Source organism: Phycisphaerae bacterium, assembly GCA_024102815.1.
Lineage (GTDB): Bacteria > Planctomycetota > Phycisphaerae > UBA1845 > UBA1845 > JAGFJJ01.
On sequence record JAGFJJ010000011.1, the window covers coordinates 1 to 14,711 of the forward strand.

General features: G+C 63.1%; 12 protein-coding genes. 7 read left to right on the forward strand and 5 right to left on the reverse strand.

Features of this window, described 5'->3' with window-relative positions:
* Nucleotides 1-188: hypothetical protein (locus tag J5J06_03420; protein ID MCO6436116.1), on the reverse strand; the 188-nt coding region annotated here is incomplete at its 3' end.
* Between J5J06_03420 and J5J06_03425 the strand changes: the two genes are divergently transcribed.
* The 3 genes from J5J06_03425 (at nucleotide 177) to nuoB (ending at nucleotide 2,034) form a co-directional block, all read left to right on the forward strand.
* Nucleotides 177-812, forward strand: coding sequence for an NADH-quinone oxidoreductase subunit I (locus tag J5J06_03425; GenBank protein MCO6436117.1), 636 nt, complete (start codon nucleotides 177-179; stop codon nucleotides 810-812). The genes J5J06_03420 and J5J06_03425 overlap by 12 nt on opposite strands.
* A gap of 126 nt (nucleotides 813-938) precedes the next feature.
* Nucleotides 939-1,451 carry an NADH-quinone oxidoreductase subunit A gene (locus tag J5J06_03430; GenBank protein MCO6436118.1) on the forward strand — a complete coding sequence of 171 codons (513 nt, stop codon included), beginning with the start codon at nucleotides 939-941 and terminating at the stop codon, nucleotides 1,449-1,451.
* Nucleotides 1,452-1,509: 58 nt separating this feature from the next.
* Nucleotides 1,510-2,034: an NADH-quinone oxidoreductase subunit NuoB gene (gene nuoB / locus J5J06_03435; protein MCO6436119.1), complete on the forward strand. Its 525-nt coding sequence runs from the start codon at nucleotides 1,510-1,512 to the stop codon at nucleotides 2,032-2,034.
* 166 nt (nucleotides 2,035-2,200) lie between these two features.
* On the opposite strand, the gene J5J06_03440 is transcribed toward nuoB, so the two are convergent.
* The 3 genes from J5J06_03440 to J5J06_03450 all read right to left on the reverse strand — a co-directional run bounded on the left by J5J06_03440 (nucleotide 2,201) and on the right by J5J06_03450 (nucleotide 6,298).
* A complete protein-coding gene (locus J5J06_03440; protein ID MCO6436120.1) occupies nucleotides 2,201-3,193 on the reverse strand; it encodes a potassium channel protein in 993 nt (330 codons plus the stop codon).
* 202 nt (nucleotides 3,194-3,395) lie between these two features.
* Entirely contained in the window at nucleotides 3,396-4,418 is a 1,023-nt protein-coding gene (locus J5J06_03445; protein ID MCO6436121.1) for a 2-oxoacid:ferredoxin oxidoreductase subunit beta, read from the reverse strand.
* Nucleotides 4,415-6,298, reverse strand: a complete 1,884-nt coding sequence (locus tag J5J06_03450; protein ID MCO6436122.1) for a 2-oxoacid:acceptor oxidoreductase subunit alpha — start codon at nucleotides 6,296-6,298, stop codon at nucleotides 4,415-4,417. Before J5J06_03450 ends, J5J06_03445 begins: the two co-directional genes overlap by 4 nt.
* A gap of 586 nt (nucleotides 6,299-6,884) precedes the next feature.
* On the opposite strand from J5J06_03450, the gene J5J06_03455 reads away from it, so the two are divergent.
* The 3 genes from J5J06_03455 to J5J06_03465 all read left to right on the forward strand — a co-directional run bounded on the left by J5J06_03455 (nucleotide 6,885) and on the right by J5J06_03465 (nucleotide 10,385).
* Nucleotides 6,885-8,198 carry a pyridoxal-phosphate dependent enzyme gene (locus tag J5J06_03455; GenBank protein ID MCO6436123.1) on the forward strand — a complete coding sequence of 438 codons (1,314 nt, stop codon included), beginning with the start codon at nucleotides 6,885-6,887 and terminating at the stop codon, nucleotides 8,196-8,198.
* Between the two features lie 96 nt (nucleotides 8,199-8,294).
* Nucleotides 8,295-9,494 (forward strand): aminotransferase class I/II-fold pyridoxal phosphate-dependent enzyme, encoded by a 1,200-nt coding sequence (locus J5J06_03460; GenBank protein MCO6436124.1) that lies wholly within the window; start codon nucleotides 8,295-8,297, stop codon nucleotides 9,492-9,494.
* A 93-nt stretch (nucleotides 9,495-9,587) separates the two neighbouring features.
* Entirely contained in the window at nucleotides 9,588-10,385 is a 798-nt protein-coding gene (locus J5J06_03465; GenBank protein ID MCO6436125.1) for a hypothetical protein, read from the forward strand.
* 132 nt (nucleotides 10,386-10,517) lie between these two features.
* On the opposite strand, the gene J5J06_03470 is transcribed toward J5J06_03465, so the two are convergent.
* Nucleotides 10,518-13,130, reverse strand: coding sequence for a hypothetical protein (locus tag J5J06_03470; GenBank protein MCO6436126.1), 2,613 nt, complete (start codon nucleotides 13,128-13,130; stop codon nucleotides 10,518-10,520).
* A gap of 367 nt (nucleotides 13,131-13,497) precedes the next feature.
* On the opposite strand from J5J06_03470, the gene J5J06_03475 reads away from it, so the two are divergent.
* A complete protein-coding gene (locus tag J5J06_03475) occupies nucleotides 13,498-14,487 on the forward strand; it encodes a prepilin-type N-terminal cleavage/methylation domain-containing protein (protein ID MCO6436127.1) in 990 nt (329 codons plus the stop codon).
* The last annotated feature ends 224 nt before the right edge of the window (nucleotides 14,488-14,711 follow it).

A 14,711-nucleotide genomic window follows, 5' to 3' on the forward strand; every position in this document is an offset into this window, starting at 1 on the left:
AATAGGCAATAGGCAATAGGCAATAGGCAACAGGCAACAGGAAAGAGTGAGCGGAGTTGCGTTGAAGAGGCCATGAACGGCCCGTAGAATCCTCGAAACCCGCCCTGGTGCATGATGGAGTGCGGGCGAGGAACGACGGAGTTGTTCGGAATCGCGGCGCCGCAGGTGAGAACGGGATGCAGGCTCAACCGGTTCGAGATTACTTCCAGAACATCTGGCAAACGGTGTACACGATCTTCGTGGGGCTGCGGATTACGCTGCGTTACTGCTTCGCGAAGACGGTGACGCTTCAGTATCCGGATCGGGCGCCGGCGCTGGCCCCCCGCTTCCGGGGCATCCATTTTTTCGAGATTGAGAAGTGCATCGCCTGCGACCTCTGCGCCAAGGCGTGCCCGGTGGATTGCATCTACATCGAGAAGACCGGTCCGCGGAAGATCAACAAGGAGACGGGGATTGCCGCGGGCGGGGCCATGACGCGGTATGCCATCGATTACGCCAAGTGCATGTTCTGCGCCCTGTGCGTGGACCCGTGCCCGACGGAGTGCATCCACATGGGCAACCTGCACGATCTTTCAGGCTACAACCGGGAAAGCATGATCGTGGAGTTCACCGAGCTGGCCAAGGAAGGTCTGCAAACGCCGCAGCCGCTGTGGATGCGGAAGGACAACCTTCCCGATTGGGCTCGCGAGCGGAAGCAGCAGTGGGAGCAGTTCGCCTTCTCCAAGGACAAGCTGGCGGGCGAGAACGAGCGGCGCAAGCAGGCCATGCTCGAAGCGATGGACCCGGAGGTCATGGGGGAGAAGAAGAAGTAAGAGAGGCGACAGAGAAGGCAATAGGCAATAGGCAGTAGGCAGTAGGGAAGATGGGATAATAAAGCGTCCATTCGGTTCCCGCGTTGAAAGCAACGAAGGCACCGGTTCCGGGCAACGATGGTTGGAATGGCAACGATGAACGACGTGATTTTGGCATCGATGGAGGCAATCGGGGCGGCGCTACCGGGGCCGTCGCCGGTCATGAACTATGGAACGAATGTCGAATTGCTGATCGGCATCGTGCTGTTCACGCTGGCCGGATTCGGCATCGCCTTCGGTGGTCTGATGGTGGGCAAGTTCGTCCGCCCCAAGCGGTTCCACCCGGAAAAGGCGACGCCCTACGAATGTGGCGAGCCGGCGGTGGGCGACAGCTGGGTGCAATTCGACCTCCGGTTCTACACCGTGGCCCTGATTTTCATCGTGTTCGACGTGGAAGTGGCGCTGCTCTGGCCCTGGGCGGTGGTTTACCGTGAGATGGGCGGACCGGCGTTCTGGGCGTTTTTCGTGTTCTTCCTGCTGATTGCCATCCCATTCCTGTACGAATGGAAGTCGGGGTATCTCGATTGGGTGCGGGCGAGCACGGGACAGGCGCGGCGAACGCCTCTGGCCGGGAGAACGACGAAGGCGAGCACGGAGTAGCATCCAGCCAACGGCGCCGCGTATGCCGCGCCTGGCACAGGATTTCAGGTGAATTTGAATGAGCTGGATTGAAAATCGATTCGAGGAAGGCGTGATCGTCACGTCGATCGACTGGGCCATCAATTGGGGGCGCAGCAACAGCATCTGGCCGATGACTTTCGGCTTGGCTTGCTGCGCCATCGAGATGATGGCTGTGGGTGCGTCGCGGTTTGATCTCGACCGTTTCGGCGCCGGTGCATTCCGGGCAACGCCGCGGCAGTCGGACCTGATGATCGTGGCCGGGACAGTGACGTACAAGATGGCGAGCCGCCTGAAGCGGCTCTACAACCAGATGCCCGATCCGAAGTACGTCATGGCCATGGGCGCGTGCACGGTGGGCGGCGGGCCGTACTTCAAGCACGGGTACCACGTCGTGAAGGGTGTCGACCTCGTGGTCCCGGTGGACATTTATGTTCCGGGCTGCCCGCCACGGCCGGAGGCGCTTATCGAAGGGCTCATGCGTCTTCAGGACAAGATTCGCCACCAGACGCGGGCCAAGACGGACACGCGGCGGCTACGGGAAGCGGAAGCGGTGCTGGCGTAGGCCTTTCTGAACGGGGCGGTACATTCTCCTGGGACAAGTCCGGCTATGAGGCGCACGTGCGTGTCGCACGCTCAGCGATGAAGCGGGGGTCCGGTTTGCGCAGATTGGAGCCTTCGGCTCGCTGCGCATCGCTCCCCCTTCGCTGAAGCAGCGGGCCACCCGACGATTACGCCTCGATGGCGTCCAATCGACTCGACACCCCCACCGGGTCCACCAGAATCAGCGTATCCTGTGCCGCGAGTGTCGCCTCGGGGTCGGGGCTGACGAGGGCGGCTCCGTCGGCGCGCTTGATGGCAACCACCGTCGCCCCGGTCTTACGTCGTACGTTGGTCTGCATGAGGCTCCGGCCGATCAGCGGCGAATCCTCCTGAATCAGGTATTCGTCAATCTCCAGATCGACGCCGCGGCCGGCAAGTTCCACGAAGTCCACCACGGTCGGACGCGTCAGAACGTTGGCTACGCGCAGGGCGCCCGTGACCTGCGGGCAGACGACGTGGGCGGCGCCGGCGCGACGCAACTTGGCCTCGGCGGTGGGGCTTTCGGCGCGGGCGATGATTTGAACCTCCGGCCGGAGCGTGTGGACGGTTAGCGTGACGTACACGTTGTCGGCGTCGCTGGGCAGGGTCAGCACGAGTGAATCGCAGCGCATCAAACCGGCCTTGATGAGCACTTCCTCGTCGGTGGCATCGCCGACGACAAAGCTCACGCCCGCCTCGCGCAGCCCCACCATGAGATCCTCCCGGGATTCGACGACGACCACGCTCACGTCGCGGCGCAGTAGCTCCTGCGTGGCGAGTGAGCCCATCCGGCCGTGGCCGCACATGATGACGTGCCCTTTCAGGCGATCGATGGCGTTCTGCATTCTTCGTTTCTCCCGATGGAGGCGGAGCTCTCCGCTCACCACGATGCTGACCAGCAACGTGAAGGCGTACGAGACGGTACCGATGCCGAAAGCGATGACGATGATGGTCCAGATGCGACCGACCGTATCCAGCGGCCAGACCTCCTCGAAGCCCACGGTGGATACGGTGATCACCGTCATGAACAGTGCGTCGAGAAAGCTGATTTCCCCGTTGAGCAGCCGATAGCCGGCGGCGCCGACCAGGATCACGGCGACGACGGCAAGAACGGCGAGCGTGAGGCGCAGACGCGCGGACATGGCAACGGACATCCAGAACCTGCAATGAACGCGGGTGCATTGTGCGTGGCGCGGCGGGTGCGGGCAAGTGGAGCGCCGCGCGGCGGAATGGCAGCGTGAAGGTGGTTGATCGACCGCCCCCCAGCGCGGGGAGGGCGCGGGAAAAGCAAGGCCCGGCGAAGTCGCCGGGCCTTGCTGTCAACGTAAGTGCAATATCCGTCGACTAATTGACGACCCACGTCTCGCCGTCGTCGAAGAGGTCGTCGATCTTGCCCGCACCCTTGGCGGCCTGGGCGTCCTTGACCTGCTGGACGACGAGATCATCGTAGGCCGGCTTCTCAATGGCGCGGAAGACGCCCATGGGTTCCGGGAATTCGGGATGGCGCATGCGGCTGAGCAGGTAGGCCAGGCTCGGCTCGGGCGCCTTTTCGTCGTGGAACAGGAGATCGTCCTCGGAGATGCCGTCGCCGAGGGTGACGATCTCGGGATCCATGCCGTTGAGGCGGATGCCCTTGTTGCGTTCCTTGCCGAAGATGAGCGGGCGGTTGTGCTCCAGGTAGAGCGTGGTGTCATCCCGCGTATCCTTTCCGGAAGCGTACTCGAAAGCACCATCGTTGAAGATGTTGCAATTCTGGTAGATCTCGACGAAGGCCGTGCCCTTGTGCGCCGCGGCCCGCTCGAGAACGTATTCCAGTTGCTTGATGTTGACGTCAAGCGCCCGGCCGACAAATGTCGCCTCGGCGCCGATGGCCAGCGAAATGGGGTGCATGGGGAAGTCCACCGTCCCCACCGGGGAGGACTTGGTCTTCTTGCCGAACTCGGAGGTGGGCGAATACTGCCCCTTGGTCAGGCCGTAGATGCGGTTGTTGAAAAGGAGAACCTTCACGTCCACGTTGCGGCGGACCAAGTGAATAAAATGGTTGCCGCCGATGCTGAGTCCGTCGCCGTCGCCGGTGACGATCCAGACGTCAAGTTCGGGGTTGGCGAGCTTGATGCCGGTGGCGATGGCGGTGGCGCGGCCGTGGATGCTGTGGAAGCCGTAGGTGTTCATGTAATAGGGAAAACGGCTGGAGCAGCCGATGCCCGAAACGAAAACCGTATTCTCGCGCTTGAGATGAAGGTTGGACATCACCTTCTTGACCTGGGCGAGAATGGAGTAATCGCCGCAACCCGGACACCAGCGGACTTCCTGGTCACTGGCGTAATCCTTGGCAGTCAGTTGAACCAATCCTGAATCCGCACTCATCGAGAATTCCCATCCAAAAGTTCGTGAATCCGGCTCGCGATCTCGTGGATCGTGAACGGCTTACCCTGTACCTTGCTCAAACCAATCGAATCGATCAGGAACTCCGAACGCAGCCGCATGCGGAGCTGGCCGAGGTTCATTTCCGGAATGAGGACGCGCTTGAAGCTGCGCAGCACCTGCTCCGTGTTCTTGGGCATCGGATCGAGGTAGCGCAGGTGGGCACTGGAGACCTTCAGGCCCTGGGACTGGCAACGTTCCACGGCGGACGTAATGGCCCCGTACGTGCTACCCCAGCCGAGCACGAGCAGTTCGCCCTTCGGCTCGCCGAAGACCTCCAGCGGCGGGATCACCGCCTGAATGTTGTCGATCTTCTTGCGGCGCGTGCGGACCATGTGGTCGTGGTTTTCCGGCTCGTAGCAGACCTCGCCGGTGATGTCACGCTTCTCCAGGCCACCCACACGATGCTGAAGTCCCGCCGTACCCGGCAAGGCCCACGGGCGCACGAGACGCGCGTCGCGCTCGTAGGGCTTGAACGCCGTGTCGCCCGTCGACGGACCCGGATGCTTGATGTCGAACTTGGGCAGTTCGCTCAATTCGGGAATCCGCCAAGGCTCGGCGCCGTTGGCAATGTAGCCGTCGGTGAGCACGATGACCGGGGTCATGAAAGAAGTCGCAATGTGGAACGCCTCGATGGCGATGCCGAAGCAATCGGCCGGTGACGCCGCCGCCATCACGCAGACCGGCGATTCGCCGTGGCGCCCGCCGATGGCCATGGTCAGATCGGCCTGCTCCGTCTTGGTGGGCAGCCCGGTGCTGGGACCGCCGCGCTGCACATCGACGATGACCATGGGAAGTTCGGTCATCACCGCGAGCCCGATGGCCTCGCCCTTGAGGGCGACACCGGGGCCACTGGTACCTGTCACCGCGAAGGCGCCGGCGTAGGCGGCGCCGATGACCGAGGCCATCGCCGCGATTTCGTCCTCCGCCTGGAAGGTGCGAACGTCGAAGTTCTTGAAGCGCGCCAGCTCATGCAGGATATCGCTGGCGGGCGTAATCGGATAACTGCCGTAGAAAAGCGACTTCTTTGCAAGCTGCGCGGCCGTGACCAGCCCGATGGCCATCGCCTCGTTCCCGCTCACCTTCCGGTAGCGGCCGGAATCGAGCTTGGCGGGGGCTACGACGTAGCGGACGGAAAACATGTCCGTGGTTTCGCCGAAGTTGTAGCCCGCCTTGAGCGCGCGGGTGTTGGCATCGGCCACGGCGGGCTTGGTGCCGAACTTCTCCTCGATCCAGCGAAGCGTGGGATCGAGGGGACGCCCGTACAGCCAGTAGGTCATACCGAGTGCGAAGAAGTTTCGGCAGCGGCTGATGGCCCGGCCGGTCAAGCCCGTGTCCTTGCAGGCCTCGGTGGTGAGCTTGTCCACCGGAACCTTGAAGAGGCGGTAGCTCTTGAGATCGTCGCCTTCGAGCGGATTCGCGGCGTAGCCGGCCTTGGACAGGTTGGCCTTGGTGAACGAGTCTTCGTTCACGACGAGGACGCCGCCGGGCTCGAGGTCCTTGACGTTGGCCTTGAGCGCCGCGGGGTTCATGGCAATCAGCGCGTTCACGCGGTCACCCGGGGTGTGCAGCTTGTGGGAGCCGAACGCGAGCTGAAAACCGCTGACGCCCGCCAGCGTGCCGGCGGGAGCGCGTATTTCCGCGGGGAAGTCGGGAAACGTGCAGATGTCGTTGCCGAAGATGGCCGAGGTGTTGGTCATCTGGGTTCCGGCGAGCTGCATGCCGTCCCCCGAATCACCGCAAAACCTCACGGTGATTTCCTCGATCTGCACCTCTTTTACGGGTCTGGGAGCTTTTTCCTGCGGTTGGGTCGAGACGACCATGACGAACGATCGCTCCTTCAAAACGCGGACACCCCGAGTGAAAGCGCGGAGCGCCGTGAAAGTCAACCGCGCAACCGGTGCCGCCAACGGACGGCCCGCTACGCGGTGTTGCTGTCTGCTTTCCAATCAACCTGACGGCACCCTCAGGAAATCCGCAATAACACGGTTTGGCCGTGGGATGCCTGTCGTGGGGAGTTCGCCGGGTTAAATCGGGAGAGTCTATGTTGCCAACGCAGAAAATACAAGCGTCCTGCCTGTCACGTCATGGCGATCGGTCGGGCAAAAACGCTGTTCTGACAACTGGAAAACTCGCCTCCCGCTGGAAACTCCTGATTGGCCCGAAGGTCCAAGCAACGGCTTTCATACTTGGACCAAATCCGCTTACAATTGGCGTGCCGGACTTACGCGTTTCGATGTGGTGCGCTCTCCCTGGAGGCTGTCCCCTGACGGGACAGGCGCCGGTTCAGGGAGCGCGGTCCCACCGCCGCGTAGGCCGAGGTTACGCCGTCGCCGGTTGGGAGGTTCTATTGTGTCCAGACGATTCGAATCCGTACTCGATGCCATCGGCGGAACCCCGCTGATCCGTATGCAGCGTATCGCCGAGGGTCTGCTTCCCGCGGTGTACGCGAAGATCGAATTCGTGAACCCGGGCGGGAGCGTCAAGGACCGCATCGCCCGCGCCATGGTCGAGCGAGCCGAGGCCCAGGGGTTGCTCAAGCCCGGCGGAACCATCGTCGAGGCCACTTCCGGAAACACGGGGGTGGGGCTGGCGATGGTCGCGGCGGTCAAAGGCTATCGCTGTATCTTCGTCATGCCGGACAAGATGAGCGCGGAAAAAATCTCGCTTCTGCGGGCCTACGGAGCCGAGGTCGTGCTGACTCCGGCGGGAGCGGAGAGCAACTCGCCGGAAGGCTACAGCGGCGTGGCCGCCCGGCTCGCCAATGAGATCCCCAACGCCTGGCAGCCCAACCAGTTCGCCAATCTCACCAACCCCGACTACCACCACGAGGTCACCGGTCCGGAAATCTGGGAGCAGATGGAAGGCAAGCTGACCGTGTTCGTCGGCGGAATCGGTACAGGGGGGACCATTTCCGGCGTCGGACGCTACCTGAAAGAGCGCAATCCCGCGGTGCGGGTCGTCGCGGCCGATCCGGAGGGGTCGATCCTCTCCGGCGACCAGCCGCGCCCGTGGGCGGTCGAAGGCATCGGCGAGGATTACGTCCCGAAGACGTTCAATTCCCAAGTGGTTGACGAGTGGGTGCGGGTCAGTGACGCGGAATCGTTCGGCACGGCGCGCGACATGGCGCGGAAGGAAGGACTGTTGGTGGGCGGTTCTTGCGGAACGGCCATGGCGGCCGCCCTGCGTTATGCCCAGCGTTGCTCCAAGGAAGATGTCATCGTTGTAATGTGTCCGGATACGGGGCGCAACTATCTTTCCAAGATGTACTCCGATGAGTGGATGATCGAGAAGGGGTTTATCAAGGCGGAGGGCCGCAAGCATACCGTGGGCGAACTGCTGTTGGCTCGCGAATCGGCGGATTTTTTTGCGGTATCGCCGACGGACAGTGCCGAAGACGCCATTCAATTGCTGCGCGAGCACGGAATTTCGCAGGTCCCCGTGCTGGAGAACGGCAAGGTTGTGGGCGGGCTGCGTGAATTGACGCTGGCGCGCCTGCTGCACTCGGGGCGCGACCCGCGGCAGGTTCCCATCCGGGACATCATGGCACGCCCCTTCCCCATGGTGGATGCGGGTACGGATCTGGACGAGGTTTATCGGCTGCTTTCCTCAGGGAACAGCGGCGTCGTGGTCACGCAGAACGACATGGCTGCGGGCATCGTCACGCGGATCGACCTTGTCGAGTTTTGGGACGCCCCCTTCAAACTGAATGCGATGCCGTAAGGGACAGGTGTGGCCCGGTAGAATCGTTCCCCGGGGGAGAATGCGCCCGGCCGAGCGTCCGGCGGTCGGCTCGATCTCAAGATAAGGTAGAATCTCATGGCAACGGATATCAACCCGAATTGGCGTCTGGCCACGCGCGCGATCCACGTGGGCTCGGAGCCGGACCCGACGACGGGCGCGACGGTTCCGCCCATCCACCCGACGAGTACGTTCACGCAGGCTTCGCCGGGGAAAAACAAAGGGTACGAGTATGCGCGGTCGGGAAACCCGACGCGCGCGGGGCTCGAGCGTTGCCTGGCGTCGCTGGAGGGTGGTACTCGCGGCGCGGCGTTTTCCTCCGGCTCGGCGGCAACGGCGGCGGTGTTCGCCACGCTCAAGCCGGGCGATCGGGTGCTGGCGTATTCCGACGTCTACGGCGGGACGTTCCGGCTGCTGAAACGCGTGTTTGAGGGCTTCGGGCTGGAGCCGGTTTTCATTGATGAAACCGATCCGGCGGCGTTTTCCGATCGGCTCGACAAACGCACGAAACTGGTGTGGCTGGAGACGCCGACGAATCCGCTGCTGCGCTGCCTCGACATTGCCGCCATTGCGGAGCGGGCGCACGCGGCGGGAATCCGTCTGGCGGTGGACAACACGTTTGCCACACCCGCCCTTCAGCGTCCGCTGGAACTGGGGGCCGACTACGTTGTCCACAGCACGACGAAGTACATTGGCGGACACAGCGATGTGATCGGCGGCGCGGTGATCGTCAAGGAAGCGAGCTTGATCGAACCCGTCGCGTTTCTCCAGAACGCGCTGGGGGGCGTGCCGGGGCCATTCGACTGTTACCTCCAGCATCGGGGGATCAAGACGCTTGCCCTGCGCATGCGAGCGCATTGTGAGAACGCAACGGCGATCGCCAAACATCTGGCCGGTCATCGCAAGCTTGCCAGCGTGGTGTATCCCTTCCAGGAGGATCATCCGGATTGCGCTCTGGCGCGGCGTCAGATGAGCGGCGGCGGTGGAATCGTGACGATCGTGTTCCGGGGCGAGTCCGGGGGCGGATCGGGTGGTGAGTCGCCCGATGCCGCGGCGGCACGGCGATTCTGCGAAAACGTCCGGGTGTTCTCGCTAGCGGAATCGCTGGGCGGCGTGGAGTCGCTGGTCAATCATCCGGCGATCATGACGCACGCGTCCATCCCACGGGAAATCCGCGAATCGCGGGGGATTACCGACGGGCTAGTGCGGCTTTCGGTAGGCGTTGAAGACGTGGGCGATCTGATCGCCGATCTGGATCAGGCGCTGGACAAGGCGTAAGCGCAAGAAGTTCCGAACTCAGACGGAATCACGACGAATCCTGGAGGCCGCAAGCCCGGCCTCATCCGTGTCCCGCAATCAAAGGAGTGCATCATGCGGAAGACCGTGATTACGAGTGTCGCACTATTGTCACTGATCGGCGTCGCGGGGTGCCCGCGGATGCCGGGAACCGACGGGAACGAGCTCACCCAGAAGCAGCGTGAGGCGGTCGCCGCGACGACGCGGGGGATCGCGGATACGGCCGGTGCGCTGGCGGGGGCGTCACCGACGGCCGACGCGGACCAGGGCGAACCGGCACAAGTCGGCGATTGCCCCAGCCTCTCGCTTGATATCAGCAACGGCTCGATCACGCTGACCCTCGATTACGGCGACGGGTGCAGCCCGACGTTTTACCCGGCTTCGACCATCAGCGGCTCCGTGACCGGATCGCTGCAACTGACCACTCGGACGGCGTCGCTGACGTTCGATCAATACACAGTTGACGACCGCTCGCTGGACGGGCAGCTCTCCGGCACGATTCAGCGCGCCGTCACGACCACGAACATGAACCTGTCCGTCGACCTGGCGGCGGGCGACGGCTCATCCGTGGATGGCTCGGTGATGGGCGAGCTCACGCGAGCGACGGGCGTGCTGGACGTACCGACAGCCAGCCTGACCGTCGTGTCTGCCGGCGGCGACCAGTTCGACGCCACGTGGAGCGACCTGGTCATCGACTTCCTGGGCAACGGAGATGCCCGGCCGCAATCGGGCACGGCGCAGGTGATGCTGACGGACGAGGACGCTACGCCACCGATGGTCACGCTGGACATTGAATACACGGAGCAGACACCGGTGGACGGGACGGTAATCGTGTCCATCAACGACGGGGCGCCGTTCCCGTACACGCCATAGGCAGCCGCACGGGAAAACCCAGTCGCGGGAGCGGGCAAACATGAGAAACGGCCCGGACAGGAAAACCTGTCCGGGCCGCTGTGCTGTCGAAGAACCAGGTCCGATCGGACCGTTATCGCCGCCGATCCGTATCTACGGGCAATTCGACGGAATGGAATACGGATAGGGATCGACTTCGAAGGCCTTGACGGCAGCAAGCACGTCAACGCCGTTGGCCTTGTAGTCGGGAACTTCCCCGTGCAGGTCGACCCACGTCATGTGTGGTGCCGTGGGGAGCATCTGAAACCTCTGGAGAATGGCGGTGATGTCGCTGCCGTTCACGGTTCCATCCGGCGGGGCCCACTCCGTAATGACAAAATCCCCAACGACGTCGCCGTAGAGCCTCGGCGTGGGCTGAGCGATCGTGTTCAAGACGAGCGGATTGGAGAAAAGGACGCCATTGGTGGTGGCGCGCAACTCGTACGTCGCGACGGGCACGATCTCGCAATCGCCCACGTGGATCACAGGTTCATTCCAGACGCGAAACACCGGCGTATCGACCACGCGAGCCACGTACTCATTGATGCACGTGCCGCCGTTGGACGACCCGTTGTCGAACTGACATCCGGGATCAAACGGCGCGCCCACCCAGCCCACCGTTCCGAGCACACCCGGGCCGGCGGTGATGTCCACACGGAAGGCCACGCTCGCGCTCGTACCGGGCTCGAAGGAGATGTACCGGTTCTTTCGCTGATTGTGGGGATAACCGGGGACCAGCGGCGGGGTGACGGCCGCGGGGTCGAGCGTGAAATTCACGTCGGAAATGTCGAAGAAGACGTTGTTGACGGCCTCCACCTTGATTCGGGCCTGTGTCGAGTTCTCGTTGGGGAGAACGACCGTCTCCGATCCGTCGTTGGGAGTGTTCGAGGCGAGCGTGAAGGGGAAGGTCTGTCCGCCGTCGATGGATAGCAGGATGTCGACCGACGACGTATTCACGGGGGCTGCGGACGTTCCGGCCACATCCCAGGTCACGTCCCGCGCCCCGCCCCAGGTGACGGACGTATTGGGTGACGTCACGCGGAAGGGACCGGCCTGCGTGGTCACGGTAAGGCGCATGGTGTCGGAGGAGACGCCGCCGCCGGTCGAGCGGTTGTCTCGCACGGTGACGCGGAAATTGAGATTCCGGTCAGTCGTCGGAAGCTGCTCGCCCACGCTGGGAGCACCGCTGAGAAGGCTGCTGAGCTTGGGGAAGAGCCGTGTCGGGCTGGTCGTGGGATTGAAGGACCGGAAAATGGGGCTCTGTCCATTGTCCGGGCTGCTCAGCGCCTGGGCGGCCCCGAGATCGAATTCCTCCCAGCAGTAGGTCAGCGGATCGTTGTTGGCGTCGCCGCCCATCGCCGTCAACGCGAAAGGCGTCTGGCGGGGGATGACGTAGTTCACGCCGGCCTCGACCACCGGCGGCGTGTTGCCCGTCGCGGCATTGCTGGCGCAAACGGAACCGAAGCCGGACGTAATGTAGTTGCGAATTTCGTCGTAGCTGGTCCCGTGAAAATAGGGATCGCTATGGGGCTGAAGATCATCACTGCCGCAGATGCCCGCGTACGCCATGATGGTCGAGCCGCTGCCGGGCTCGTAGGCATGCGAGCCCACCCGGTTGCCGCCGCCGCAGCTACCGTTGACCCCGTTGAACGAGTGGTTGGCGCCGAACTGGTGCCCCATCTCGTGGGCAACATAGTCAACATAGAACGGATCGCCGACGGGGGCGGATTGTCCGGTCACACCACGCGCCTTGGATCCGCTGATGCAGATAACGCCGAGCGACGCGACCCCCCCGCCGCCCGTGGAAAAGACGTGGCCGAAATCGTAGTTGGCCGAGCCAATGACGGAATCGATGTTCGACTGGTTCTGGCCCAGCATCGTGACGCCGCTGCCGTTGGAGTATGGATCCGTGGCGGAGTTCGTGTAGACCAGAAGATCGTTGTTGGCCACGAGCGTCATGCGCACGGCCACTTCGATCTCGTAGATGCCGGTGACGCGGTTGATGGCCGTGACGATCGCCGCCATGCCTGCCGGCACGGTTCCGCCATGAAACGCGGTGTATTCCGCGGTCGCGGCAACGGCCACGCGGTAGGTCTTCAACTGCTCACCGCTGGCCGCGAGAGGATTGCCACCGGCCAGGGGCGCGGCCGGGGGATTGTCGAAAAGGCATTCGAAAGCACCTTCCCGCTGAGCGTAGTCGCGCTTGTAGTAGACGGCGTAGAGATCCGTTTCGCCCTTGGAGTATGGGTCAATATACACCCATCCGCTCGGGGCAATGATCTGGGCGTGGAAGCCGGCCGGCGTGCGATCGCAGCGAATTGACGCGGCAGGATCATCCAGGCCCCATCCGACGTAGGTCTTGATTTCGGGGAATTTGGCGGCCAGCTCCGGCGCCATGACCGGCGACTCAACGAGAGCGAAGCGCGCGAACGAGCCATCCGGCATGGGGAGCGAGACGACTTCGGGCCGAGCGGCCAAAGGCGTTCCCTCCAGTGGAACGCGGCCCAGCGTGGCATCCAGCCGGGCCTCGTCGAGCAGCGCGGCGCGGAAAACCTGGGGACGGACCCAAGGCTGGCCCCCGGCGCGATCCGGAGGAACCTCCGGCAACGAGAGCCACGGCCCGCTGTCCCGCACCAAGGTCGGATCATCAGCCGCAAGTGACGGAGAATGAGCCGCAAGGAGAATGAGTAGGCCTGCCGGAAGCCCGGCAAGAACGGAAAGACGCATCATGCTTACCCCCAGACCCTCTTACCAAGCCGGACAAAGTGCCGCCAAGCGCACACCCGGCTTGTGGACGCGAATCTCGTGAAACAGGCGTGTTCAGACAACCATCGCAGCCCGCCGGGGACGACCCGAAACCGATCGCCAGCCGGCAAGCTTCCCTCCTTTAACTAGTCCGCTGCCTATCATAGCAGCACAGGCATGGGCCGAGAAGAAGATTCTCCTTATCTCAATATTCAGTGAAAGTGCATAAAGGCCGATAACTTCTCGGGTTCATGTTGTTCGGCGATGTTACGGGGACTAGAGTGAGACAGTGGCGAGCGAACGGCCCGGCATGGGCGGTCGCCGCGGATAGGACGTACCGGGTTCGGTTATGAGACACAGAAGATTATCGGGCTTCACGCTGGTTGAGCTGCTCGTGGTCATTGGCATTATCGCCATTGTGGTGGGCATCGTGCTCCCGGCGTTCAGCCGTGCCCGGGAGCGCAGCAAATCCTTGGCCTGTCTCTCGCGGGTGCGGGAACTTGGGCGGGGCTGGGAGTCGTACCTGGCCGACAACGAGGACAACTGCCCTCCCGGGAGGATGTTCAACCAGGAGCCCAAGGGACCGACGAACCCGGCAAACTGGTACGACGTGGGCAACGGGCTCAAGTATCGGCCTCGCTGGCCGGCGGTGCTCGGCCCGCACGTCGGAGTCTTTGCGTTCAATCGTCCGGAACCCCCACCGTGGAAGAACGAGGGCTCGGGAGAACCCAATTACGAACGGCAGGACTACGACAACGAGCTGTATCAGTGTCCGGTGGTGCGCGAGCGCATCGACGAGCGCAACTATGCGTTCGGGTACAACTATCAGTTCCTGGGCAATGCCCGAATGGCCAATGACCAGTTCATCAATTTCCCGGTGCGGCGCAACCTGATCGCGGCCCCGAGCTCGACGGTGGTTATCGCGGACGCGATGGGTACGGCTGCGGAATTCTCTGACGCAGAACGAGCCAGCTACGAGAATGACGGAACCAATCCGAAAGCGCGGGGCAACCACGGATGGTCTCTCGATCCGCCGCGGCTGACGGATCGATCGGATCGGGGAACGGGCGATGAAGGCTCCCCGAGGACGGCCGTCGACCCCCGGCACAACGGGCAGGTCAATGTCGTCTTCGCCGACGGGCACACGCTGGGTATGACCGACTATGAAATGGGCTATCGCCGTGAGAGAACGGGTGAATATGTGAACAGACTCGGCGAAGGCTCGTCGGGGCGTCCACTCCAGAATACGCCAACCGGCACCGACGCGGACTTCGCGACAAACAAGTATTTCTCGGGCAACGGGCGAGACGTGGATCCGCCGGTTGTACCGGGGAAGTGATCACCGCGCACTGCCCTACCGCAAACCATGCATACTTCGCGCAGCGGGAATCCGGGCGAATCCCGCGTTCCTTTCAACGCCACAGTGCCGCGTAATTCCGGCAAGTGAAATCGTGTCGGCGCCGGTCATTTTGTGTTGCGCGACCGCGGCATGAACACAAATTCCTACGCGGCCCATCGTGCGATCCATTCCCGGCTTGGTCTCATTTCACGGAGGATTCCGGT